This window comes from Microbacterium sp. NPDC058021, assembly GCF_042885955.1.
Classification (GTDB): domain Bacteria; phylum Actinomycetota; class Actinomycetes; order Actinomycetales; family Microbacteriaceae; genus Microbacterium.
In genome coordinates this window covers 253,591-276,714 of sequence record NZ_JBHVRF010000005.1, presented here as the reverse complement: position 1 = coordinate 276,714, position 23,124 = coordinate 253,591, and the positions used below count along the sequence as shown (strand labels likewise).

The following is a 23,124-nucleotide window of genomic DNA, read 5'->3' as shown; positions in this document are numbered from 1 at the left end:
CGAGTCCACCTAGACGCATTCCGGCTCTCCATCTCTCCCAGATATCCGCTCGATGATCCATCCGGTAGGAGTCTCACCCGCCACGAGGTTGAATCGCATGGATTGCACATCTCTGCGGTCTGGTGCGACGACAGAAGCCCCGGAGGCATTCACGAGCGTCACCGAGGACACATCGACGCAGACGGCCACGTCAATCTCCTCGATTCCAGGTACCGGGTCGAGCGGGGCCACCACGGTGGGGGTGCTCTGGCCTCCCACCGTCCAGCCGTCGGCGTGCATCTGCGAGAACGACTCGCGAGCTGCGGCATTCGCCTCACCCGTGGTCCACGCGAAGACGGGCTCGAACGTGTCGGGGTCGCTGAGGTCCACCTGGTTCAGCGCGTCGACGTAGGCACGGTAGGTCTCCTCGGCGGCGGCGAACGCCTCCGCTTCCGAGGCGAAGCCGGTCGGCGTCGGCGTGGGCTCCGGTTCAGGCATGCAGCCGGTCACGCCGAGGGTCGCAGTGAGGAGCAGCGCCGCCGCGGCGGCCGCGACCGCCCGCCGTGGCATCATGCGCACACGCTACCGCGCGGCATCCGTGCGGCACCCGGTTATCCACAGCCGCCCGTGCGGCAGGGGCTCAGCGCGGTGTCCGCCGCCGTTCGTGGCGACGATCGGCCAGAGCCGCGACGGCTCGGTCGAGGCCGATCACGATGGCCGCGACCACGGCGATCGCCGCGACCACCTGGAGCAGCCCCAGGAGCGCGCCACCGATGCCGAGGTAGTCGATGTTGAGGAAGGGATACGGGAACCGGTCGGCGATCGTGGGGAAGGCGACGGCGCGGGCGAGGGTGATGATGCCGTAGACGAGCGGATACACGAGCCACAGCAGCCCATCGCGCCAGCGCACCATCCGTCGCGGGCCGAAGGCCAGCCAGTCGACGAGCACCATGCCGGGGACGACGTAATGCAGGATGAACAGCGACCGGTTGGCCAGCGCCTCCGCGGGATCCGAGACGACCAGGCCCGGCAGCGGACTCGCGCCGTAGTTGAGCAGCACGTGCGACACGAGTGCCGTCGTGAGGATCCAGGCCGTCACGGCACCGCGCAGTCGCGGAGCAGGGGCATCGGTGGTGCCGCGGCGGAGCATCCAGTACAGCGCGCCGGCGAAGTACGCGAAGACGATCACGTTGCTCTGCGTCGTGAAGAAGATGAGCCGGTGGTTGCCGCTGACCAGCCCCAGCACGCACACGACGACGATCGCGACGCGCCACCAGAACTGCACGGTGGCGGCGACGCGGGCACGGGGTGCGGCGGCCATCTCGGTTCCTCTCTCGCGGCCCCTGAACGCTAGATGGGCGCCGGGGCGGTGTCAAAGCGGTGGAAGACTGGGATGACCATGGCCGATGACCCCACCTGCCCCTGCGGGAGCGCGTCGCCGCTCGCCGCCTGCTGCGGTGTGCACCTCGCCGGCATCCCGGCGCCCACCCCCGAGGCGCTCATGCGCTCGCGGTACACCGCGTTCGCGCGGGGCGACGCGCGATATCTCGAGCAGACGTGGCATCCGGGGACCCGCCCCGAGCACCTCGACCTCGAGCCGGATCTGCGGTGGACGGGTCTCGAGATCGTGGCGGCGGAGGCGGGCCCGAAGCGCGGCACGGTGGAGTTCCGCGCGCACTGGACCGACGGCCGCACCTGGGGCGTGCTGCACGAGCGCAGCCGGTTCGTGCGTCAGAGCGACCGCTGGTGGTACCTCGACGGCGTGATCGACCCGGAGGTCACATCGGCTCGGTGATGGCTTCGTGCACGCGCCGCAGATCGACCAGGATCGAGCCGATCAGCATCCAGTTCATCGACGACGGTGTGTGGATCTCCAGCGGTCTCGTGAGCGCCGGCTCGTCGTCGACCGGCCCGTCTCCGGTGCTCGCCGCCGTGAGCAGCCGCAGGTCGTGCGCGGCTCGGCGGAGCTGTTCGGCGATCTCGCGCGCCGTCGGCTCGTCGATGAGCTCGTCGGTGCCGTAGTCGTGCACCGCGCGCGTCATGCCGATCACCTGCGTGACGATGCCGCCGAAGCGGTCCAGCCGCTTGCTCAGCTCGTCGATCTGCGGACGGTAGCGGGGCGCGCGCGGATTGAGCGCGAGCGAGTCGTTCGAGGCCGTCAGCGCCGTCTCGGCCGCGTCGCGCATGGGACGCAGCAGCCGCGCGGTCAGCAGCAGCTCCTCCAGCTCGGGGCGCGTGCGCGGCTCCACGAACGCGTCCGCGAGCCGGTCGAGGGTTGCGGCGGTCTCGATGCCGAGGGCGTCCACCCGCTGCCGTGCCGGGGCCACCAGCACGGGTGGTGCCAGCAGCGCGCTGATCACCAGACCCACGGCGGCGCCGATGATCGTCTCCACGATGCGGGCGAGGGCGTAACCGGGGGTGCTGACACCCAGGGCGAGCACGAGCAGTGCGCTGATGACCATCTGGTTGCTCACGCCGGTGGTCATCCGCAGCGCCCACGCGAACACCAGCGACACCACGATCGCGGTGAGCGCGACCCACGTGGCCGCACCGAACGCGAGACCCAGCGCCGAGGCGATGGCGACGCCCGCGATGACCCCGACGGTGCGTTCGATGGCCTTGGATGCCGACTGGTTGATGCTCGGCTGTACCACGAGCAGCGCGGCGATGGCGGCGAAGACCGGGGGCGGGCCCGGCAGCAGCCACGCCGCGACGAGCCACGCAAGCACCGTGGCGAGCGCGGATTTCGCCACCTGCAGCAAGGGCAGGCGGCGGTCGACGCGCAGCGCAGTGGTGAGGGCCATGCCCCCACGCTAGGCCTCGGGCCGCCGCGACGTCAGCGCATCGGCCGGGGAAAGCCCGGCGCGCTCAGCGCGCGAGCAACTCGTCGGGGGAGAGGTCGGGGAGGGCGACGGTGACCTGCGTCCCCCACGGGTCGGTCACCCGCACCGACCGGCCGTCGGCGTCGTGGGCGATGCCGCGTGCGCGCAGCCGCGCGATGAGCGCGTCGAGGTCGTCGCGCCCCGGGACGGTGACCGACACGTCGCCGAGACCGAGCGCCGCTGCCCGGGGGCCGGCGCCGCGGCTGTTCCAGCTGTTCATCGCGACGTGGTGGTGGTAGCCGCCTGCGGCGGCGAAGAGCGCACCCGGGTACGTGGCCTGCGTGGCTTCGAACCCCAGTGCGTCCACGTAGAAGGCACGGGCGACGTCGACGTCGCCCACCTGGAGGTGCACGTGGCCGACGGCGCCGGCACGGGTCGCACCGGCATCCAGTGCGTCCTGCGTGAGGTGCTGACGCAGGTAGTCGTTGGGGTCGAGCGCGAGCGTCGCCATCTCGATCTGCCCGTCCCGGAGCACCCACTGGTCGCGGGCGCGATCGGTGTACAGCTCGACGCCGTTGCCTTCAGGGTCGGTGAAGTAGAACGCCTCGCTCACGAGGTGGTCGGCGGAGCCGGCGAAACGGCTGCGCGGGTCCTGCGCCGCGCGGTACACGGTCGCTGCCAGGGCTGCGGCGTCGTCGAACAGGAACGCGGTGTGGAACAGTCCGGCCCCGCGGGGGTCGGCGGTGGGGAGGTCGGGCGTGTGCACGAGCCGCACGAGCGGTGTCGAACCGCGACCGAGCACGCGATGCACCTCGCGTCCGCGGGTGCGCTCCTCGAGGGGCACCATGGCGAACGCGGCGGCGTAGTAGCCGCTCATCGATTCGAGGTCGCCGACGCGCAGCGTCACCGCTCCCATCGAGGTGTCGGCGTGAAGGTGATCGTCGTTCGTCTGCGCGGTCATCGGGGCTCCTGCGGGGTGCGTGCGGTCACTCTGTGCAACACGCGGAGCGGTCCTGTATTCCGCTGAATGGAATCGGCGGGCGTCCGGTTCGAGGTCGCGGGCAGGGATCGTACAATTAATCAGTGGCTTCCTGCAATCAGAATCTCGGATGCCGCCTCGCATGAGCGCGGTCCGCACACTCTTCCGGCGTAAGCCGATCACCTCAGAGGTCGCCGGCGAGAATTCACTGCCGCGACGTCTGGGCACCTTCCAGCTGGCGATGCTCGGCGTGGGCGCGACGATCGGCACCGGCGTCTTCTTCGTCATGCACGAGTCGGTGCCGCTGGCCGGTCCCGCCGTCATGCTCTCGTTCCTCATCGCGGCCGTCGCTGCGGGGCTCTCGGCCGTCTGCTACGCCGAGATGGCCTCCGCGCTGCCGGTCTCCGGGTCGACCTACTCCTATGCGTACGTGACCCTCGGCGAGATCGTCGCGATGGGGGTTGCGGCGTGTCTCGTGCTCGAATACGGGGTCTCGGCCGCCGCCCTCGCCGCCGGCTGGAGCGGCTACCTCGATCACCTGCTCGGTGCCCTGTTCGGGCTGAACCTGCCCCCCGAGCTCATGGCGGGCCCGATGGAGGGCGGCATCGTCAACCTGCCCGCCGTCGTGCTCGTGGCCATGTGCGCGGTGCTGCTGGTGCGCGGCACCCGCGAGTCGGCGATGGTCAACACGATCATGGTCGTCATCAAGGTCGCCGTGCTACTGATGTTCGCCGCGATCGCGATCACCGCGTTCAACGTCGACAACTTCGCCCAGTTCGCCCCGTTCGGCGCCGCGGGCGTCACCGCCGCCGCCGGGACGATCTTCTTCACCTTCATCGGGCTGGATGCCGTCTCCACGGCGGGCGACGAGGTCAAGGACCCGCAGCGCGCCCTCCCGCGCGCGATCCTCATCGCACTGGCCGTGGTCGTGGCGGTCTACCTGTTCGTCGCGATCGCCGCCGTCGGCGCCCAGCCCTGGCAGGACTTCGCCGATCCCGACCAGCAGAGCGCCGGCCTGGCCGTGATCCTCGCGGACGTGCTGGGCGCCTCGTGGCCCGCGACGCTCCTGGCCGCCGGCGCCGTGGTGTCGATCTTCTCGGTGACGCTCGTGATCATGTTCGGTCAGACGCGCATCCTCTATGCGATCGGTCGCGACGGTCTCATTCCGAAGGCGTTCGCCCGGGTCGACCCGCGCACGCAGACGCCGGTGTTCTCCACGGTCGTGGTGGCGGCGGCGGTGGCGCTGCTTGCAGGGCTCGTGCCGCTGACGAGCCTGTGGGACCTCGTGTCGATGGGTACGCTCGTCGCCTTCATCGTGGTGTCGGTGGGCGTCATCGTGCTGCGCCGCACACAGCCGAACCTGCCGCGCGGCTTCCGCGTGCCGGGCTACCCGGTGACGCCGGTGCTCTCGATCGCCGCGTGCGTCTACCTCATCACGGGGCTCGGCTGGTCGACGTACGCCTGGTTCGGCGTCTGGATCGCCGTCGTGCTGGTGTTCTACTTCCTGTGGGGTCGGCGCCACAGCGTGCTGGCCACCGCGGAACGCCGCGAGCAGGTCGGCGCGAGCTGACCCGCCGGCCTCGGCCGCGGGGTAGCGTGGGCGGACGCCTTTCGGAAGGAGTCCTCCATGGCCCGCATCCTCATCATCGGCGGACACGGCAAGGTCGCGCTGCGTCTGGAACCGCTCCTGGTGCAGCGCGGTGACACGGTGACCGCCGTGATCCGCAACCCCGACCACGAAGCCGACGTCGCAGCGACCGGCGCGACGCCCCTCGTGGCCGACATCGCCTCGTTCGACCGCGACCAGCTGACGAATCTGGTCGCGGGCAACGACGCCGTCGTGTGGGCGGCCGGCGCCGGTGGCGGCGATGCCGCGCGCACCTATGCGGTCGACCGGGACGCCGCCATCCGCGCCATCGACGCTGCGGTCGCGGCCGGTGTGCCCCGTTTCGTGATGGTGTCGTGGATCGGCTCCCGCGCCGATCACGGCATCGCCCCCGACGACGGTTTCTTCGCCTACGCCGACGCGAAGTGGGCCGCCGACGAGCACCTGCACGCCAGTGGCCTGCGGTGGACCATCGTGGCCCCCGGCGCCCTGACCCTCGACGAGCCCACCGGCCGGATCGTGCTCGACCCGCAGGGCGACGGCGCGGTGCCCCGTGGCGACGTCGCGGCGGTCATCGCGGCCGCCCTCGCCGACGATGCGACCATCGGCCGCACGCTCCGCTTCGGCAGCGGCGACGTCGCCATCGCCGACGCCCTGCACGCCGGGTGAGCGACCGCGGGGCGGCGCTGGCAGCACTGGCCGGCGAGCTCGAGCGGCGACGGTCCGAGATCGATGAGCGCATCGCGCGCCTCGACCGCGACGACGCGCTTCTGCGTCGCGACCGCGCCGACGGCACCGCCGACGACGAGCACGACCCCGAGGGCTCGACGCTCAGCGGGGAGTGGCTGCAGGTCGAGGCGCTGCGCCGCGCCGCGCGCACTGAGCGCGACGAATTGGATGCCGCGCTCACGCGCGTGGCGGACGGCACCTACGGGGTGTGCGTCGGGTGCGGCCGGCAGATCCCGGTGGAGCGCCTGCAGGCGCGGCCCTCGGCCGACCGGTGCGTCACCTGCGCCGGCGCCCGGTCGCGGTGACGCCGCGCCTCGCGGGACGGGCCGCCTCTCTGGTATCCTGAAGTGTCATCCGTATGGCCGATACATCGGCATGTTCGGGTGGCATCGCACGACACAATCCGCTCCGCCTCTGCTGGAGGTTCCTGTCGCCGCCGTGCGCACAGGCGCCGTCGACAGTTCGAGGCCCGATACCACACCCAACAAGGACAACCCACTACATGACTACCGCAACGACCGCCCCGGCCACCAAGCAGGTCGCGATCAACGACATCGGATCTGCCGAGGACTTCCTGGCCGCGGTCGAGAAGACCCTGAAGTTCTTCAACGACGGCGACCTCATCGAAGGCACCGTGGTCAAGATCGACCGTGACGAGGTGCTCCTCGACGTCGGTTACAAGACCGAGGGTGTCATCCCCTCGCGCGAGCTCTCGATCAAGCACGACGTCGACCCCAACGAGGTCGTCAACGTCGGCGACCACGTCGAGGCCCTCGTTCTCCAGAAGGAGGACAAGGAAGGCCGACTCATCCTGTCGAAGAAGCGCGCTCAGTACGAGCGTGCCTGGGGCGACGTGGAGAAGATCAAGGAGAACGACGGCGTCGTCACCGGCCAGGTGATCGAGGTCGTCAAGGGCGGTCTCATCGTCGACATCGGGCTGCGCGGCTTCCTGCCCGCCTCGCTCATCGAGCTCCGCCGTGTCCGCGACCTCACGCCGTACCTCGGCCAGGAGATCGAGGCCAAGATCCTCGAGCTCGACAAGAACCGCAACAACGTCGTGCTCTCGCGCCGCGCCCTGCTCGAGCAGACGCAGTCCGAGTCGCGCACCACGTTCCTCAACAACCTCCACAAGGGCCAGGTCCGCAAGGGCACGGTGTCGTCGATCGTCAACTTCGGCGCGTTCGTGGACCTCGGCGGCGTGGACGGCCTCGTGCACGTCTCCGAACTGTCGTGGAAGCACATCGAGCACGCATCCGAGGTCGTGGAGGTCGGCCAGGAGGTCACCGTCGAGATCCTCGAGGTCGACCTCGACCGCGAGCGCGTCTCGCTGTCGCTCAAGGCGACGCAGGAGGACCCGTGGCAGGTCTTCGCCCGTACCCACGCGATCGGTCAGGTCGCGCCGGGCAAGGTCACCAAGCTGGTTCCGTTCGGTGCGTTCGTGCGCGTCGCAGACGGCATCGAGGGCCTCGTGCACATCTCGGAGCTGTCGGGCAAGCACGTCGAGCTCGCCGAGCAGGTCGTCTCGGTCGGTGAAGAGGTCTTCGTGAAGATCATCGACATCGACCTCGAGCGTCGTCGCATCTCGCTGTCGCTCAAGCAGGCCAACGAGTCGGTCGACCCCAACGGCACCGAGTTCGACCCGGCCCTCTACGGCATGGTCACGGAGTACGACGAGAACGGGGAGTACAAGTACCCCGAGGGCTTCGACGCCGAGACCAACCAGTGGAAGGAAGGCTTCGACGAGCAGCGCCTTGCTTGGGAGGCCGAGTACGCCGCCGCCCAGGGTCGCTGGGAAGCCCACAAGGCTGCCGTTGCCAAGGCCCTCGAGGCCGAGGCTGCCGCCGGTGTCGACGCGGGTGCGGGTTCGTACTCGTCCGACAGTGGTTCGGTCGGCACGCTGGCCGACGACGAGGCACTCGCGGCTCTGCGCGAGAAGCTCTCGGGTCGCTGATCCATCACGAAGGGCCGTCACTGTTCGCAGTGGCGGCCCTTCGTCGTCCCCGGCGTGCACGCGCCGGGGACGATCTGGCATGCTCGACAGATGCCCCTCATCGCACTGACCGGCGGGATCGCGTCGGGGAAGTCCACCATCGCCGGCCGCCTCGCCGAGCACGGCGCGGTCATCGTGGACGCGGACCGCATCGTCCGTGAGGTCCAGTCGCCCGGCTCACCGGTGTTGACCGAGATCGCCGCAGCCTTCGGCGACGATGTGATCACCGCAGACGGGTCGCTGGACCGTGCGCGCCTGGCATCCCGCGTGTTCGGCGACGACGACGCCGTGACGCGGCTGAACGCCATCGTGCATCCCGCGGTGCGGGAGGAGTCTGCCCGTCGCTTCGCGGCAGCGCGTGCGGCCGACCCCGGCGCGGTCGTCGTCTACGACGTGCCCCTGCTCGTCGAGGCCAGGGCCGACGACCCGTGGGATCTCATCGTCGTCGCGCATGCGCCGGCAGCGCTGCGGGTGGACCGTCTCGTGCAGCTGCGCGGCATGGCCGAGGCCGACGCACGGGCCCGCATCGCCGCGCAGGTGTCCGACGAGCGCCGCCTCGAGATCGCCGATGTCGTCATCGACACCACGGGCACGCTCGCGGCGACCCTCGCCCAGACCGACGAACTCTGGGCGAGATTGACCGCGTCACTGCCTGACGAGGCGGTCGGCGGTCACGGCGCGGGTCCTCAGCCGCGATAACGTCGAGACATGCAATCGCCCGAGTCCCGTCCACGCGGCGTGGACCAGCGTTCGCGCCGGCGGTCGCGTCAGGATGCCGCGGTCGTCGATCGCGCGGCCCTGCGCAACGCCGCGCTGAACCAGCTGGTGCTGGCCGGCGTCGTGCTCGTCCTCACCTTCCTGATGTTCCATCACGGGTTCACCGGGAACGTCCCGGTGTACTTCTCCGGGGTCGTCATCGTCTTCGTGCTCACGGCCGTGGCCATCGCGGTGCCGTGGGGTCGTATCCCGTTCGCGTGGACGGCGGTGGTGCCGCTCGGCGACATCATCGCCATCTCGCTGATGCGGTTGGCCGACCCGACAGCGGGCACCGGACTGCTCTTCGCCTTCCCGGTGCTGTGGCTGGCGTCGAGCTTCGCTCTCCCGGGCTTCCTCGGCGGGGTGGGCATCGCGATCGCCGGCTTCGCGGTCTCCGCCGCGATGGACCCCCGTCAGCTGACGAACTTCGGCATCTTCCTGCTGCCGGTCATGCTCATCGCGATCGGCGCGACGGCGTACACCGGCGCGCGTCGCGCCGCCGCGCAGCGTCGACTGCTGCGGCGGCAGGCGGAGATCCTCGCGCAGGCGCTGGAGCGCTCCCGGCATCAGGAGCAGCTGCTGTCCGAAGTGCTCGACACCGCGGACCTCGGCGTCCTGCACATCGAGGACGACGGAACGATCGCCGTGATGAACGACGCGCAGGGGCATCTGCAGCACCTGCTGACCGACGCCGACGGTGCGTCGCCGCCCGTCTACGCCAGGGACGGGCGCACCCGCATCCTCGAGGACCAGCTGCCGCTGGCCCGCGCCCTGCGCGGCGAGGAGTTCGACGACGAGCGCGTGTGGATCGAGCCGGTGGTGGGGGAGCGGCGGGCGCTCAGCATCACGGTGCACCGCCTGGCCGGGACCGGTGCGGAGCCCGATGCCGCGGCCGTGCTGGTGTGCCGCGACGTCACCGCGGAGATGTCGGCGCTGCAGGCCCGCGACCTGCTGGTGTCCTCGGTGTCCCACGAGCTGCGGACGCCGCTCACCTCGATCATCGGCCACATCGAACTCGCGCTCGACGAGCCGGGGCTGCCGCCGACGGCGGCGTCGAGCCTCGCGATCGCCGACCGCAACGCCGATCGGCTGCTGGCCCTCGTCGGCGACGTGCTGGCGGCATCCAGCCACGCGGCGACCCTGCCGATGACCCCCGAGGACGTCGACGTGCTTGAGATCGTCAAGGCCTCCGCCCAGTCGGTCGTCACCGGCCACAGCAGCCGCAACGTGACCATCGATCTATCCCGTGCCATGCCGGCACGGGCATACGTCGATCCGCTGCGGCTGCGTCAGGTCGTCGACAACCTGCTGTCGAACGCGATCAAGTACAACCGCGAGGGCGGGCGTGTGGCGCTGATGACCGCGACGCGCGACCGCAAGACGCTGATCCTCGTCGAAGACACCGGCGTCGGACTCGACGAGGAGGATCTCGTGAACATCTTCCAGCGGTACTACCGTGGGGCCGCGGTGCGGCGCGAAGGCGTGGAGGGGAGCGGGCTGGGGCTGTCGATCAGCCGCGACATCGTCCGCCGGCTCGGCGGTGACATCTATGTGAACAGCACACTGGGCGTCGGATCCACCTTCACCGTGTCGATCCCGGCGGTGCGCCCGGGCGCACCCACCCAGCCGTCGGCCGATGTGAGGACCGCGGCAGGGGGTGGGGCGGCATGATGCCCGACGGGACGCTCGCCGCCATCACGGCGCTCGTGGTGATCGTCTGCGGTGTGCTGTTCATCGCGGAGACGTTCCTGCGCCGCGACGACCCCGCCGGGCGGCTGTGGGCCCTCGGCTTCCTCAGTGCCATGCTGACCACCCTCTGCTACGCCGTGTGGGCCAATGACGGCAGTGCGCAGTGGGCCGTCGCGCTGGGCAACGCCACCTTCGTCGCGGGCACCGGATTCATGTGGCTCGGATGCCGCCGCTACAACGAGCACCCGATGCGCTGGCCCATCGCGCTGGTCGTGCTCGCCGCCGTCGCGGCCGCGGTGGGGGTCCTGATCGCAGGACCCGACGCAGGCGGCTGGGCGGGGGCGCTGTGGATGTTCGCGCCGCTGTGCCTGTTCGCCCTGACCGCGGCGGTCGAGTCCCGCCGCGGCGCGATGCGCCGGGCCACCAACGCGACCATGCTCACGCTCGTCTTCGCGCTGCAGTCGCTGTTCTTCCTGTGCCGCATCGTGGTGTTCATCTGGGTGGGCCCCGAGGACCCCATCTTCACCGTCTGGTTCGGCACGGTCCCCGCGTCGGCACTGACGGTGCTGCTGACGATCACCTCGGTCGTGGCGACCTCGGTGCTGCGCGCCACCCGCACCGGTCTGCGGGGGCGTGCCGCCACCGCCGAAGCCGGATCGCTGCTGGACATCCAGCCGGCGCCGGTGTTCGGCCAGACCCTCGCCGAGGTCGTGCGGGCGGCCCGCCGCCACGGCGACCACGTGGCGGTGCTGGTCATCCGGCTGGAGGAGCTCGACTACATCGCGACCGCGTTCGGGCTGGAGCTCGCCGATCAGCTCATCGCCGCCGGCCGTAGCGCGGTGCGCCGCGGCGCCCCGCCACTGGCGGTCGTGGGCGAGGACGGCGACGAGCGACTCGCTGTGGTCACCACGGTGCGCTCCGCCGGTGAGGCGCGACGGCTCGGCATGGCGCTGTACCGCGAGCTTTTCGACGCCTTCAACTCCATCAGCGGCGGCGTGCTGCCCTCGCTCGGGGTCGGGATCGCCGTGAGCTCGGCGTACCGGCAGGATGCCGAGGCCCTGATGGCCGACGCCCGCGGTGCGGCCGCGCGGGCAGCGTCCAGCGTGGCATCCGCCGTGCTGGTGGCGGATCCGAGCTAGTCGGCGGCGCGGCGGCGGTCGGGCACCATCTCGAGCCGGGCGCGCAGCTCACGCGGGCGGAACGGCTTGCCGAGGTACTCGTCGGCGCCGGCGAGTCGCCCGCGTTCGGCATCGGCCTCTTCGACGAACGCGGAGATCATGATGACGTAGGTGTCACTGACGGCGCGGATGCGGCGGGCGGCTTCGAAGCCGTCGATGCCGGGGACGTTGACATCGAGCGTGGTGAGGTCGGGGTTGTGGGTGCTGACCAGCTCCACCGCGTCCAGACCGTTGGCGGTTTCGAAGACCTCGTAGCCGGCGCCGGAGAGCACTGCTGTGATCAGTGACCTGATGTCCTCTTCGTCCTCAAGCACCACTGCCGTACGCTGCACGCTGTCGCCTCGCTCTCTCGGCAATCGTACGCGACCCGCGCCGCGTGCCGCCTGAGGGCCGCCGGGCGCGTCGCGCGGGCGTATGCCCGGGGCGAACGCTCGGCCCGGTGTCGGCGGGGCGGCCTACGCTGGAAGGATGCAGACCACGCGCGCCGTCCGGCCCTTCGAGGTCGTCAGTGAGTACTCTCCCAGCGGTGACCAGCCGCAGGCGATCGCCCAGCTCGCCGCCCGCATCAACGCGGGAGAGACCGATGTCGTGCTGCTCGGTGCGACCGGTACCGGCAAGTCGGCCACCACGGCCTGGCTCATCGAGCAGGTCCAGCGTCCCACCCTCGTGCTCGCGCACAACAAGACCCTCGCCGCGCAGCTGGCGAACGAGTTCCGGGAGCTCATGCCGAACAACGCGGTGGAGTACTTCGTGAGCTATTACGACTACTACCAGCCCGAGGCGTACGTCCCGCAGACCGACACCTTCATCGAGAAGGACTCGTCGATCAACGCCGAGGTCGAGCGCCTGCGCCACTCGACGACCAATTCGCTGCTGAGCCGGCGCGACGTCGTCGTGGTCTCGACGGTGTCGTGCATCTACGGCCTCGGCTCGCCCGAGGAGTACCTCCGGGCCATGGTGGCGCTGCAGGTGGGGGAGCGGTACGACCGTGACGCCCTCATCCGCAAGCTCATCGCCATGCAGTACAACCGCAACGACGTCGACTTCTCGCGCGGCAACTTCCGTGTGCGCGGCGACACGATCGAGATCATCCCGGTGTACGAGGAGTACGCGATCCGCATCGAGCTGTTCGGCGACGAGATCGAGGCGCTATACATGCTGCATCCGCTCACCGGCGACGTCGTGCAGAAGATGGATGCCGTGCCGATCTTCCCCGCGTCGCACTATGTGGCAGGCGCCGACACCGTGCAGCGGGCGATCGGCACGATCGAGCACGAGCTGGCCGAGCGGCTCAAGGAGCTCGAGGGTCAGGGCAAGCTGCTCGAGGCGCAGCGGCTGCGCATGCGCACGACCTTCGACCTCGAGATGCTGCAGCAGCTGGGCTTCTGCTCCGGCATCGAGAACTACTCCCGTCATCTCGACGGGCGGATGCCGGGCGAGCCCCCGCACACGCTGCTGGACTTCTTCCCCGACGACTTCCTGATGGTCATCGACGAGTCGCACGTGACGGTGCCGCAGATCGGCGCGATGTACGAGGGCGACGCGTCGCGCAAGCGCACGCTCGTCGACCACGGCTTCCGCCTGCCCAGCGCCCTGGACAACCGTCCGCTGCGGTGGGACGAGTTCAAGGAGCGCGTGGGCCAGACGGTGTACCTCTCGGCGACGCCCGGTCGGTACGAGATGGGTATCGCCGACGGCATCGTGGAGCAGATCATCCGCCCCACCGGGCTCGTCGACCCCGAGACCGTCGTGAAGCCCTCGAAGGGCCAGATCGACGACCTGCTGGAGCAGATCCGCCTGCGGGTCACGCGCGACGAGCGCGTGTTGGTGACGACCCTCACCAAGAAGATGGCCGAGGAGCTCACGGACTTCCTCTCCGAGCACGGCGTCCGCGTGCGCTACCTGCACTCCGACGTCGACACCCTCCGCCGGGTCGAACTGCTGAGCGAGCTGCGCGCCGGCGTCTACGACGTGCTGGTCGGCATCAATCTGCTGCGTGAGGGCCTCGACCTGCCCGAGGTGTCGCTCGTGGCGATCCTCGATGCCGACAAGGAGGGGTTCCTGCGTTCGGGCACCTCGCTCATCCAGACGATCGGCCGCGCCGCACGAAACGTGTCGGGCGAGGTGCACATGTACGCCGACAACATGACCGACTCCATGCGCAAGGCGATCGACGAGACGGATCGCCGCCGTGAGAAGCAGGTGGCGTACAACCTGGAGCACGGCATCGACCCGCAGCCGCTGCGCAAGCGCATCGCCGACATCACCGAGGTGCTCAACCGCGAGGCATCCGACACCAAGGAGATGCTGTCGAAGAAGCGTGCCGGGGCGAGCGGCAAGGGCAAGAGCCCGACGCCGCGGCTGCGCCGGGAGGGCATCGCGGCCGAGGGTGCGATGCAGCTCGAGGCGACGATCGAGGATCTGTCGAACCAGATGCTCGCCGCTGCCGGCGAGCTGAAGTTCGAGCTGGCCGCGCGCCTGCGCGACGAGGTGCAGGACCTGAAGAAGGAACTGCGCGCCATGGAGCGCGCCGGCCACGCCTGACCCCCCCGCTCGCGCCGACGGCCGCTGGCCGCACCGGTCTCCGGCGTGCCCGGCGCCGTCTGATGCCCGCGCCGGCGGGCGGATGCCGGCGGTGCGATCCCTAGGGGCAGGTCATGAGGGGCTTCGGTCCCGACCGGTCGAACGTGTGCTGCGACATCGGGTGGCCGCACAGCGGGCAGGCGCGTTCGGTGCGCGTGGGCTCCGGCTCGACGTCGTAGGGGCCGACCGAGGCGGGGCCGGCGAACTTGATCAGACGCGAGTTGAGGTAGGTGTACCAGCCGCCGGCCTCGCGCACACGCTGCCGCAGCGGCGGCCGGTCGGGATTACTTCGCGTCATGATCATTAGTGTACTAACCAATTGGCTAGACTGCCCCCATGGACGTGCGCGATGACCTGCTGAAGCTCGAGAACCAGGTGTGCTTCGCCATCGTCACCGCCGCGCGCAACGTGGTGGCGCTGTATCGGCCGGTGCTCGAGCCGCTGGGGCTGACCCACCCGCAGTACCTGGTGATGCTGGCCCTCTGGGACGACGCGCCACGGTCGTTGCGCACCCTGGCCGATGAGCTCGCCATGGAGCCCGCGACGCTGTCTCCCATCGTGAAGCGCTTGGAGGCGCAGGGCCGCGTCACGCGTGCACGCCGCAACGACGACGAGCGGGTGCTCGACATCGACCTCACCGAGGCCGGCAGGGCGCTGCGCGAGGACGCGCGACGGGTGCCGGAGCAGATCATGGCGCTCGTGGGCATGGATGCCGCCCAGCTGGCGGCCCTGCGGGACGGGCTCGCCCCGTTCGCGGGAACGGGGCGAGCCTGACCGTCAGCGCAGCGGCGCCGCCCAGCGCTGCCAGACGCGGTGCTCGGGCATGAGCTCCAGCAGCCCGGCCACGACCTGATCGGCGGGTCCGGCGAGCACACCGGGGGCGTCCTCGGGGATGCGGGCGCCGGCGAGCACGCCGCGCGCGGCATCGGTCACGCCGATCGCCTTGCCGTGCCGGAACGCCTCGTCGAACAGCCTTGCCGTGCGCGGGTCGTCGGAGGGTGCGAGCGCGACCAGCGCGTCGAACTCGATGCTCGCCGCGGTGTGGGCGGTGCGCTGCACCGGCACCGTGCCGAGCATGCCGCCGCGGGGTGCGATGACCAACGGCACCGCACCCACCGCGTGGATGGCGGCGCGTGTGCGGGCGAGCTCGCCCTGGTCGGTCTGCTCGTCTGCGACGATGCCGACCATGCGCCCCTCGATGGGCCAGCGCCCGCCGACCATCGCCACAGCGGGGCTCGGCGGCGCGTCGGTCGGCGGCACGGTCGGCGCGGGGGCGGGCAGGCCAAGGGCATCGGCCACCGTCGCGCACAGGCCCGCGTCGATGTTGGCCAGCGCCTGCAGCTGCCGTTCCTTGATGGCCTGCTCGTAGCACTTGCCCAGTTCGAACGCGTACGCCTCGGCGACGTGCTGCTGCTCGATCGGCGTGAGCGAGCGGTAGAACTGGGTCACCTGCGAGAAGTGGTCGTCGAAGCTCGCCGGTTGTGAGCGCTCCTTCACCGACTGCGTGACGGCCACCGGCAGGTCGGTGAAGGCGCCTTCCGCCGACCCGGCGTGGAAGGGGCAGCCGCCGTCGAGCGAGTTCGGCTTGTAGGGCGCGACCCCGCTGTGCACGGCCGTCTGGTGCATGCCGTCGCGCTGCATGTCGTTGACGTCGGCGTGCGGACGGTTGATCGGCAGCTGGGCGAAGTTCGGCCCGCCCAGGCGGGTGAGCTGCGTGTCGATGTACGAGAAGAGGCGCCCCTGCAGCAGCGGGTCGTTGGTCACATCGATCCCCGGCACGAGGTGGCCGGGGTGGAAGGCGACCTGTTCGGTCTCGGCGAAGTAGTTCGTCGGGTTGGCCGTGAGGGTCATCGTGCCGACCACCTGCAGCGGCGCGAGCTCCTCGGGGACGAACTTCGTGGGGTCGAGCAGGTCGATGCCCTCGAACGTCTCGTCCTCGGTGTCGGGCATGACCTGGAGGGCGAGGTCCCACTGCGGGTGGGCACCCGCCTCGATCGCGTCGGCGAGGTCGCGACGGTGGAAATCGGGGTCCTTGCCGGCGGCGAGCTGGGCCTCTTCCCACGTGAGGGCGTGGGTGCCGAGCTTCGGGCGCCAGTGGAACTTCACCAGCGACGTCTCACCGCGCGCGTTGACCATGCGGAAGGTGTGCACGCCGAACCCCTGCATCATGCGGTACGAGCGGGGGATGCCGCGGTCGGACATGTTCCACATCGCGTGCGCCTGAGCCTCGGTGTGTAGTGAGACGAAGTCCCAGAAGGTGTCGTGCGCGGACTGCGCCTGCGGGATCTCGCGGTCGGGGTGGGGCTTGCCGGCGTGGATGACGTCGGGGAACTTGATCGCGTCCTGAATGAAGAACACCGGGATGTTGTTGGCGACGAGGTCGTACACGCCCTGCTCGGTGTAGAACTTCGTCGCGAAGCCGCGGGTGTCGCGCACGGTGTCGGCCGAGCCGCGCGAGCCGAGCACGGTGGAGAACCGGACGAAAACGGGGGTGGTGACTCCGGGCTGGAGGAAGTGGGCGTGGGTCACGGATGCCGCGGCGCCGTTGGCGACGAAGGTGCCGTGCGCGGCGGCGCCGCGGGCGTGGACCACCCGCTCGGGGATGCGCTCGTGGTCGAAATGGGTGATCTTCTCCCGCAGGTGGTGGTCCTGCAGCAGCACGGGACCCCGGGGTCCGGCCTTGAGCGAGTGGTCGGTGTCGCGCAGTCGGGCGCCCTGCGCCGTCGTGAGGTATGCGCCCTGCTGGGCGCGGCTCACGGCAGGGACGCCGGTCTGCGCACCGGTGGGGGTGACGGTCTCGGGGGCGGTCTGGTCGGGCGCCGGGGGAAGCGGCTCCCGGGGCTCGGTCGGCTCCTCGAGCGACGGGGGCACCGGGGCGGGGGCGCCGGGAATCACGATGTCGTCCTGGTCGGTCTGGTGGTCGGTCATGTCGATCCTCCATGGTCGATTGCGGTCGCGGTCCCGGCAGGCTACGTCGCGAGACGCCCCGGGCGCCGCGGCTTGACGCCGCGCGGATGGTGGCCTACCCGGCTGGTTCGCAGGTGTTTCCGAGCCGGTGTCGGAGGCCCGATCTAGACTTGATCAGTGCCCATCGTCTCTGTCCCCGCGCCCGCGAACTCCAGCGGAACGCTCAGCGTCCGTGGCGCCCGCGTCCACAACCTGAAGAACGTCGACCTCGACATCCCCCGCGATTCGCTCGTCGTGTTCACGGGCCTGTCGGGCTCGGGAAAGTCGAGCCTCGCGTTCGACACGATCTTCGCGGAGGGCCAGCGCCGCTACGTCGAGTCGCTCAGTTCCTACGCCCGCCAGTTCCTCGGGCAGGTCGACCGCCCCGACGTCGACTTCATCGAGGGCCTCAGCCCCGCCGTGTCGATCGACCAGAAGTCGACCAACCGCAACCCGCGGTCCACGGTCGGCACGATCACCGAGATCCACGACTACATGCGTCTGCTGTGGGCCCGCATCGGCGTGCCCCACTGCCCGCAGTGCGGCGAGCGCATCCAGCGGCAGACGGTGCAGCAGATCGCCGACCAGCTCATGGAGCTGGCCGACGGCACGCGGTACCAGATCGTCGCTCCCGTCGTCACGCAGAAGAAGGGCGAGTTCGCCGACCTCTTCAAGGAGCTCAGCGCCAAGGGGTACGCGCGCGCCGTCGTCGACGGTGACCTCGTGCAGTTGGCCGAGCCGCCGACGCTGAAGAAGAGCTACAAGCACGACATCGCCGTGGTCGTGGATCGTCTCGTCGCCGGCCCCGACATCCTCAGTCGCGTCACCGACTCCGTCGAGACGGCGCTGGGCCTTGCCGGCGGCATCATGCAGGTGAACTTCGTCGATGAGACGGGCGACGACGCCTGGCAGTCGTTCTCCGAGAAGTTGTCGTGCCCCAACGGTCACCCTCTGCAGCTCACCGAGATCGAGCCGCGCACCTTCTCATTCAACGCCCCCTTCGGCGCGTGCCCGGCGTGCTCGGGCCTGGGCACCAAGATGTCCGTCGACGTCGACCTCATGGTGGGCGACGAGGACCTGTCGATCAGCGAGGGTGTGCTCATTCCCTGGACGACGCAGGGCAAGGGGCTCTACCAGTACTACGAACGGCTGCTCGAGGGCCTGGCCCGCGACCTGAACTTCTCGCTCGACACTCCGTGGCGCAAGCTCCCGCAGGACGTGAAGGATGCCGTGCTGCGCGGCGAGAACTACAAGGTCACGGTGAAGTGGAAGAACCGGTACGGCCGGGAGATGCGTTACGCCTCCGGCTTCGAGGGAGTGGTGCCCTACATCGAGCGCCAGTACGCCCAGGCCGAGACCGACAGCCAGCGTCAGCGGTGGTCGGAGTACCTGCGCGAGGTGCCGTGCCAGGTGTGCAACGGCGACCGGCTCAAGCCCGAGGTGCTCGCCGTGCTGGTGCACGGGCACTCCATCGCCGACGCCTCGCGGCTGAGCCTGGCCGAGGCACAGCAGTACTTCGCCCAGCTCGAGCTCACCGAGCGCGAAGCGCAGATCGCTGCGGCGGTGCTGCGGGAGATCAGGGCACGACTGGACTTCCTCATCCAGGTGGGGCTCAACTATCTCACCCTGTCGCGCGCCGCCGGCTCGCTCTCGGGCGGCGAAGCGCAGCGCATCCGCCTGGCGACCCAGATCGGTTCGGGACTGACCGGCGTGCTGTACGTGCTCGACGAGCCGTCGATCGGCCTGCACCAGCGGGACAACCGCCGGCTCATCGACACACTGCTGAAGCTGAAGGCCTTGGGTAACACCCTCATCGTCGTCGAGCACGACGAGGAGACCATCCACGCGGCCGACTGGGTCGTCGACATCGGGCCGCGCGCCGGCGTCGACGGCGGGCACGTCGTGCACTCCGGGCCGCTCGCCTCGCTCCTGGAGGATCGCAGCTCGCTGACGGGGGAGTACCTGTCCGGCCGCCGGTCGATCCCGGTGCCCGCCAAGCGCCGACCCATCGACAAGAAGCGCATGATCTCGGTGGTCGGCGCCCGCGAGAACAACCTCAAGAACGTCACGGCGGAGTTCCCCCTCGGGGTGCTCACCGCCGTCACCGGCGTGAGCGGCTCGGGCAAGTCGACGCTGGTCAACGGCATCCTCTACGAAGTGCTCGCAACGCGCCTGAACGGCGCGCGTCGCGTGGCCGGCAAGCACACCCGCGTCACCGGGCTCGACGACCTCGACAAGGTCGTGCACGTCGACCAGGCTCCCATCGGCCGTACCCCGCGGTCGAACCCGGCCACCTACACCGGCGTCTTCGACCGCATCCGCACCCTGTTCAGTGAAACCCCCGAGGCCAAGGTGCGCGGCTACCTGCCCGGGCGCTTCAGCTTCAACGTCAAGGGCGGCCGCTGCGAGGCGTGCTCGGGCGACGGCACGATCAAGATCGAGATGAACTTCCTGCCCGACGTGTACGTCGACTGCGAGGTCTGCCACGGCAAGCGCTACAACCGCGACACGCTCGCAGTGCACTACAAGGGCAAGAACATCGCCGAGGTGCTCGAGATGCCGATCGCGGAGGCTGCGGAGTTCTTCGAGCCGATCCAGGCGATCCACCGGTACCTGAAGACCCTCGTCGACGTGGGCCTCGGGTACGTGCGGCTGGGACAGTCGGCGACGACGCTGTCGGGTGGTGAGGCGCAGCGCGTGAAGCTCGCCACCGAACTGCAGCGCCGCTCCAGCGGGCGCAGCATCTACGTGCTCGACGAGCCGACCACGGGTCTGCACTTCGAGGACGTCAGCAAGCTCCTCGAAGTGCTGGGCGGGCTGGTCGACAAGGGCAACACCGTGATCGTCATCGAGCACAACCTCGACGTCATCAAGTCGGCGGACTGGATCATCGACCTCGGTCCCGAGGGGGGATCGGGCGGTGGCCAGATCGTCGCCACCGGGACGCCCGAGAAGGTGGCCCGTGTCGCGGGCAGTCACACCGGCGCGTTCCTGGCCGAGGTGCTGGGCGACGCGCAGGCGGTCCGCAAGGCGGGCTGAGCGGATGGCCCGCTCCGCTCCGACCGTCGCGTACAAGCCGAAGCCGGGGGAGATCCCCACCAACCCCGGCGTGTACCGCTTCCGCGATGCCGCAGGGAGGGTCCTCTACGTCGGCAAGGCGAAGAACCTGCGGGCGCGGCTGTCGAACTACTTCGCGCCGCTGCACACCCTGCATGAGCGCACGCGGCGCATGGTCACCTCTGCCGCGTCGGTGGAGTGGACGGTCGTGGCCAGCGACGTCGACTCGCTGCAGCTGGAGTACATGTGGATCAAGGAATTCGATCCGCCGTTCAACGTGCGCTACAAGGACGACAAGTCCTACCCGTTCCTGGCCGTCACCCTCGCCGATGAGGCGCCGCGCGTCATCGTCACGCGCAACCGCCGCATCCCGGGGGCCAAGTACTTCGGGCCGTACCCGAAGGTGTGGGCGGTGCACGACACGATCGACTTGATGATCAAGGTCTTCCCGATCCGCACGTGCTCGGACTCGTCGTACAAGAAGGCGATGGCGACCGGCCGGCCGTGCTTCCCCGGCCAGATCGGGCGGTGCGGCGGCCCGTGCTCGATGAAGGTGACGATCGAAGAGCACCGCGCCATGGTGAACGACTTCGTCGCGTTCATGTCCGGCGGCGACCAGCGCTTCGCCCGCGAGCTGAACGCACGCATGCGGGAGGCCGCCGCGGCGATGGACTACGAGAGCGCCGCGGTCTACCGCGACAAGCTGCAGGCCATCGACGCGGTGCTCGGCAAGAGCGCGCTCGTGCTGGCAGACGACACCGACGCCGACCTGTTCGGCATCGCCGAGGACGAACTCGCCGCCACCGTGCAGCACTTCGTCATCCGCGGCGGGCGCGTGCGAGGCGTGCGCGCCACGACGATCGAGAAGGAGATCGACATCTCCGGCGCCGACCTCGTCGACCAGGTGCTGCAGCGCACCTACGGTGATGCCGCCGCGAGTGACATCCCGCGGCAGGTGCTGGTGCCGGCGCTGCCGGAGGATGCCGCCGACCTCGAGGAGTGGCTCTGCGAGCGCCGCGGCAAACGGGTGACGATCCAGGTCGCTCAGCGCGGGCGGAAGGCCGACCTGATGAAGACGGCCACCCTCAACGCGCAGCAGGCGCTCATGCTCTACAAGACCCGCCGCACGAGCGACTACGTCGCGCGGACGCAGGCGCTGACCGACCTGCAGGAGGCTCTCGGGCTCACCGAGGCGCCGCTGCGCATCGAGTGCTTCGATGTCTCGCACCTGGGCGGCACGAACGTCGTCGCCTCGATGGTGGTCTTCGAGGACGGCCTGCCGCGCAAGGATCAGTACCGCACGTTCGGGGTGCCCGAGACGACGGACGACACCGACTCGATCTACCAGGTGCTCACGCGGCGCGTCGCCTACCTCGACCGGCCCGAGGAGCAGGACGAGCCCGAGGAGCCGACCGCCGACGGCGAGGTGGTCGCCCCGGCGCGCAAGAAGCCCCGGTTCGCCTACCCGCCGCAGTTGCTCGTCGTCGACGGCGGCAAGCCCCAGGTGGAGGCCGCCGCACGGGCGCTGGCCGACGCCGGGCACGAGGAGATCGCGCTCTGCGGCATCGCCAAGCGGCTCGAGGAGGTGTGGCTGCCGGGGGAGGAGTATCCGGTGATCCTGCCGCGCACCTCCGAGGCGCTGTACCTGCTGCAGCGGCTGCGCGACGAGGCGCACCGGTTCGCCATCACCCACCAGCGCAAGCGCCGCCGTCGCGACATCCAGAGCGTGCTCAGCGAGGTGCCGGGGCTCGGGGCGGTGCGCATCAAGGCGCTGCTGCGCCACTTCGGCTCGGTCGCCGCGCTCAGCGAGGCCACCCCCGAGCAGATCGCCGAGCTTCCCGGCATCGGCCCGAAGCTCGCGGCCACGGTCCACGAGCACCTCGCGCGCCGGTAGGCTGGCAGTCGACGACGGGGGTCGCTGGATGGCAGGTACGAAGGACGCGGGCGAGGTCCTCATCGTCACCGGCATGTCCGGAGCCGGGCGGACCACCGCCGCCAACGCGCTGGAGGACCTCGGCTGGTACGTCGTTGACAACCTCCCGCCGCAGATGCTGCGGCCGCTGCTGGACCTCAGTGAGCTCGCCGGCAGTTCGCTGCCCAAGGTCGCCGCCGTCGTCGACGTGCGCGGCCGCGACCTCTTCGCCGAACTCCCGCGCATCACCCAGGCGCTGCGCGACGGACGGCACCTGCGGGTGCTGTTCCTCGACGCCTCCGACGAGGTGCTGGTGCGCCGGTTCGAATCGGTGCGCCGTCCCCACCCGCTGCAGGGCGAGGGCACGCTGCTGGACGGCATCCACCGAGAACGTGTGCGGCTGGCGCGGGTGCGCGAGAGCGCCGACGTCATCGTCGACACCTCCCACGACAACATCCACCAGCTCGCCACCCGCATCGTCGACCTCTTCTCCGTCGAAGGATCCGCCCGCCACACCCTCACCGTGATGAGCTTCGGATTCAAGTACGGGATGCCGCCCGACGCCGACATCGTCGCCGACATGCGGTTCCTGCCGAACCCCTACTGGGTTCCGGAGCTCAAGCAGTTCACCGGCAAGGACGAAGCGGTGCGCGACTACGTGTTCTCGCAGGACGGCGCCACGGAGTTCCTCGACGCCTACGTGGCGGCGCTCAAGCCCGTGGTCGCCGGCTACCAGCGCGAGAACAAGCCGCATTCGACCATCGCCATCGGCTGCACCGGAGGCAAGCACCGCTCCGTGGCGACCGCCGAGGAACTGGCCCGGCGCCTGGCATCGTTGCCCGGCGTGGCCGTGCGCGTGAAGCACCGGGACCTCGGTCGGGAATAACGGCATCACGGT

Annotated in this window: 20 protein-coding genes; 13 read left to right on the top strand and 7 right to left on the bottom strand. The window is 70.1% G+C overall.

Going from position 1 to position 23,124, the window contains the following annotated elements; all coding sequences use genetic code 11:
- Nucleotides 1-9 precede the first annotated feature (9 nt).
- Nucleotides 10-552 carry a hypothetical protein gene (locus ACFVR6_RS12640; RefSeq protein ID WP_386963516.1) on the bottom strand — a complete coding sequence of 181 codons (543 nt, stop codon included), beginning with the start codon at nucleotides 550-552 and terminating at the stop codon, nucleotides 10-12.
- 67 nt (nucleotides 553-619) lie between these two features.
- On the bottom strand, nucleotides 620-1,300 hold the full coding sequence (locus tag ACFVR6_RS12635; RefSeq protein ID WP_386963514.1) for a Pr6Pr family membrane protein: 681 nt from the start codon (nucleotides 1,298-1,300) through the stop codon (nucleotides 620-622).
- A gap of 72 nt (nucleotides 1,301-1,372) precedes the next feature.
- Between ACFVR6_RS12635 and ACFVR6_RS12630 the strand changes: the two genes are divergently transcribed.
- A complete protein-coding gene (locus tag ACFVR6_RS12630) occupies nucleotides 1,373-1,774 on the top strand; it encodes a YchJ family protein (RefSeq protein ID WP_386963512.1) in 402 nt (133 codons plus the stop codon).
- Here the strand turns inward: ACFVR6_RS12630 and ACFVR6_RS12625 are convergent.
- Both ACFVR6_RS12625 and ACFVR6_RS12620 read right to left on the bottom strand, forming a co-directional pair.
- Nucleotides 1,758-2,783 (bottom strand): FUSC family protein, encoded by a 1,026-nt coding sequence (locus ACFVR6_RS12625; protein ID WP_386963510.1) that lies wholly within the window; start codon nucleotides 2,781-2,783, stop codon nucleotides 1,758-1,760. The genes ACFVR6_RS12630 and ACFVR6_RS12625 overlap by 17 nt on opposite strands.
- A 64-nt stretch (nucleotides 2,784-2,847) precedes the next feature.
- Nucleotides 2,848-3,762, bottom strand: a complete 915-nt coding sequence (locus ACFVR6_RS12620; protein WP_386963508.1) for a VOC family protein — start codon at nucleotides 3,760-3,762, stop codon at nucleotides 2,848-2,850.
- Nucleotides 3,763-3,922: 160 nt separating this feature from the next.
- Here ACFVR6_RS12620 and ACFVR6_RS12615 point away from each other — a divergent pair, with 160 nt between their 5' ends.
- The 7 genes from ACFVR6_RS12615 to ACFVR6_RS12585 all read left to right on the top strand — a co-directional run bounded on the left by ACFVR6_RS12615 (nucleotide 3,923) and on the right by ACFVR6_RS12585 (nucleotide 11,689).
- Nucleotides 3,923-5,350: an APC family permease gene (locus ACFVR6_RS12615; protein WP_386963506.1), complete on the top strand. Its 1,428-nt coding sequence runs from the start codon at nucleotides 3,923-3,925 to the stop codon at nucleotides 5,348-5,350.
- A 57-nt stretch (nucleotides 5,351-5,407) separates the two neighbouring features.
- Nucleotides 5,408-6,055: an NAD(P)H-binding protein gene (locus tag ACFVR6_RS12610; RefSeq protein ID WP_386963504.1), complete on the top strand. Its 648-nt coding sequence runs from the start codon at nucleotides 5,408-5,410 to the stop codon at nucleotides 6,053-6,055.
- On the top strand, nucleotides 6,052-6,420 hold the full coding sequence (locus ACFVR6_RS12605) for a TraR/DksA family transcriptional regulator (protein WP_386963502.1): 369 nt from the start codon (nucleotides 6,052-6,054) through the stop codon (nucleotides 6,418-6,420). The genes ACFVR6_RS12610 and ACFVR6_RS12605 overlap by 4 nt, the downstream gene beginning before the upstream one ends.
- Before the next feature lie 197 nt (nucleotides 6,421-6,617).
- Nucleotides 6,618-8,066, top strand: a complete 1,449-nt coding sequence (gene rpsA, locus ACFVR6_RS12600; RefSeq protein ID WP_386963500.1) for a 30S ribosomal protein S1 — start codon at nucleotides 6,618-6,620, stop codon at nucleotides 8,064-8,066.
- Between the two features lie 90 nt (nucleotides 8,067-8,156).
- Nucleotides 8,157-8,804 (top strand): dephospho-CoA kinase, encoded by a 648-nt coding sequence (coaE, locus tag ACFVR6_RS12595; protein WP_386963498.1) that lies wholly within the window; start codon nucleotides 8,157-8,159, stop codon nucleotides 8,802-8,804.
- Nucleotides 8,805-8,813: 9 nt separating this feature from the next.
- Complete coding sequence (locus ACFVR6_RS12590; protein ID WP_386963496.1) at nucleotides 8,814-10,532, top strand: sensor histidine kinase; 1,719 nt, start codon at nucleotides 8,814-8,816, stop codon at nucleotides 10,530-10,532.
- Nucleotides 10,529-11,689 carry a diguanylate cyclase domain-containing protein gene (locus tag ACFVR6_RS12585; RefSeq protein WP_386963494.1) on the top strand — a complete coding sequence of 387 codons (1,161 nt, stop codon included), beginning with the start codon at nucleotides 10,529-10,531 and terminating at the stop codon, nucleotides 11,687-11,689. Before ACFVR6_RS12590 ends, ACFVR6_RS12585 begins: the two co-directional genes overlap by 4 nt.
- Here the strand turns inward: ACFVR6_RS12585 and ACFVR6_RS12580 are convergent.
- Nucleotides 11,686-12,060, bottom strand: a complete 375-nt coding sequence (locus ACFVR6_RS12580; protein ID WP_386963491.1) for a response regulator transcription factor — start codon at nucleotides 12,058-12,060, stop codon at nucleotides 11,686-11,688. The genes ACFVR6_RS12585 and ACFVR6_RS12580 overlap by 4 nt on opposite strands.
- 136 nt (nucleotides 12,061-12,196) lie before the next feature.
- On the opposite strand from ACFVR6_RS12580, the gene uvrB reads away from it, so the two are divergent.
- Nucleotides 12,197-14,272, top strand: coding sequence for an excinuclease ABC subunit UvrB (gene uvrB, locus ACFVR6_RS12575; protein ID WP_386963489.1), 2,076 nt, complete (start codon nucleotides 12,197-12,199; stop codon nucleotides 14,270-14,272).
- 100 nt (nucleotides 14,273-14,372) lie between these two features.
- Here the strand turns inward: uvrB and ACFVR6_RS12570 are convergent, their stop codons facing one another.
- A complete protein-coding gene (locus ACFVR6_RS12570; protein WP_386963487.1) occupies nucleotides 14,373-14,615 on the bottom strand; it encodes a hypothetical protein in 243 nt (80 codons plus the stop codon).
- 32 nt (nucleotides 14,616-14,647) lie between these two features.
- Between ACFVR6_RS12570 and ACFVR6_RS12565 the strand changes: the two genes are divergently transcribed.
- Complete coding sequence (locus ACFVR6_RS12565; protein ID WP_386963485.1) at nucleotides 14,648-15,085, top strand: MarR family winged helix-turn-helix transcriptional regulator; 438 nt, start codon at nucleotides 14,648-14,650, stop codon at nucleotides 15,083-15,085.
- A gap of 3 nt (nucleotides 15,086-15,088) precedes the next feature.
- On the opposite strand, the gene ACFVR6_RS12560 is transcribed toward ACFVR6_RS12565, so the two are convergent.
- Nucleotides 15,089-17,239, bottom strand: coding sequence for a catalase (locus ACFVR6_RS12560; protein ID WP_386963483.1), 2,151 nt, complete (start codon nucleotides 17,237-17,239; stop codon nucleotides 15,089-15,091).
- A gap of 156 nt (nucleotides 17,240-17,395) precedes the next feature.
- On the opposite strand from ACFVR6_RS12560, the gene uvrA reads away from it, so the two are divergent.
- Genes uvrA through rapZ form a run of 3 tightly spaced genes read left to right on the top strand, consistent with a single transcriptional unit; the run spans nucleotide 17,396 to nucleotide 23,112 of the window.
- Nucleotides 17,396-20,296, top strand: a complete 2,901-nt coding sequence (uvrA, locus tag ACFVR6_RS12555) for an excinuclease ABC subunit UvrA (protein ID WP_386963481.1) — start codon at nucleotides 17,396-17,398, stop codon at nucleotides 20,294-20,296.
- Nucleotides 20,297-20,300: 4 nt separating this feature from the next.
- The gene (gene uvrC / locus ACFVR6_RS12550; protein WP_386963479.1) at nucleotides 20,301-22,208 is read left to right on the top strand and encodes an excinuclease ABC subunit UvrC; all 1,908 of its coding nucleotides are present in this window, start codon (nucleotides 20,301-20,303) and stop codon (nucleotides 22,206-22,208) included.
- Between the two features lie 28 nt (nucleotides 22,209-22,236).
- Nucleotides 22,237-23,112 (top strand): RNase adapter RapZ, encoded by an 876-nt coding sequence (gene rapZ, locus ACFVR6_RS12545; RefSeq protein WP_386963478.1) that lies wholly within the window; start codon nucleotides 22,237-22,239, stop codon nucleotides 23,110-23,112.
- Nucleotides 23,113-23,124: the final 12 nt, after the last annotated feature.

Bases quoted from the DNA above. Each gene is read 5' to 3' on its own strand.
- ACFVR6_RS12630 (WP_386963512.1), top strand. From the start codon at position 1,373: ATGACCATGGCCGATGACCCCACCTGCCCCTGCGGGAGCGCGTCGCCG.
- uvrC (WP_386963479.1), top strand. From the start codon at position 20,301: ATGGCCCGCTCCGCTCCGACCGTCGCGTACAAGCCGAAGCCGGGGGAG.
- ACFVR6_RS12570 (WP_386963487.1), bottom strand. From the start codon at position 14,615: ATGATCATGACGCGAAGTAATCCCGACCGGCCGCCGCTGCGGCAGCGT.
- ACFVR6_RS12635 (WP_386963514.1), bottom strand. From the start codon at position 1,300: ATGGCCGCCGCACCCCGTGCCCGCGTCGCCGCCACCGTGCAGTTCTGG.
- rpsA (WP_386963500.1), top strand. From the start codon at position 6,618: ATGACTACCGCAACGACCGCCCCGGCCACCAAGCAGGTCGCGATCAAC.
- ACFVR6_RS12640 (WP_386963516.1), bottom strand. From the start codon at position 552: ATGATGCCACGGCGGGCGGTCGCGGCCGCCGCGGCGGCGCTGCTCCTC.
- rapZ (WP_386963478.1), top strand. From the start codon at position 22,237: ATGGCAGGTACGAAGGACGCGGGCGAGGTCCTCATCGTCACCGGCATG.
- ACFVR6_RS12620 (WP_386963508.1), bottom strand. From the start codon at position 3,762: ATGACCGCGCAGACGAACGACGATCACCTTCACGCCGACACCTCGATG.
- ACFVR6_RS12590 (WP_386963496.1), top strand. From the start codon at position 8,814: ATGCAATCGCCCGAGTCCCGTCCACGCGGCGTGGACCAGCGTTCGCGC.
- ACFVR6_RS12610 (WP_386963504.1), top strand. From the start codon at position 5,408: ATGGCCCGCATCCTCATCATCGGCGGACACGGCAAGGTCGCGCTGCGT.
- coaE (WP_386963498.1), top strand. From the start codon at position 8,157: ATGCCCCTCATCGCACTGACCGGCGGGATCGCGTCGGGGAAGTCCACC.
- ACFVR6_RS12585 (WP_386963494.1), top strand. From the start codon at position 10,529: ATGATGCCCGACGGGACGCTCGCCGCCATCACGGCGCTCGTGGTGATC.
- uvrB (WP_386963489.1), top strand. From the start codon at position 12,197: ATGCAGACCACGCGCGCCGTCCGGCCCTTCGAGGTCGTCAGTGAGTAC.
- ACFVR6_RS12625 (WP_386963510.1), bottom strand. From the start codon at position 2,783: ATGGCCCTCACCACTGCGCTGCGCGTCGACCGCCGCCTGCCCTTGCTG.
- ACFVR6_RS12560 (WP_386963483.1), bottom strand. From the start codon at position 17,239: ATGACCGACCACCAGACCGACCAGGACGACATCGTGATTCCCGGCGCC.
- ACFVR6_RS12565 (WP_386963485.1), top strand. From the start codon at position 14,648: ATGGACGTGCGCGATGACCTGCTGAAGCTCGAGAACCAGGTGTGCTTC.
- ACFVR6_RS12615 (WP_386963506.1), top strand. From the start codon at position 3,923: ATGAGCGCGGTCCGCACACTCTTCCGGCGTAAGCCGATCACCTCAGAG.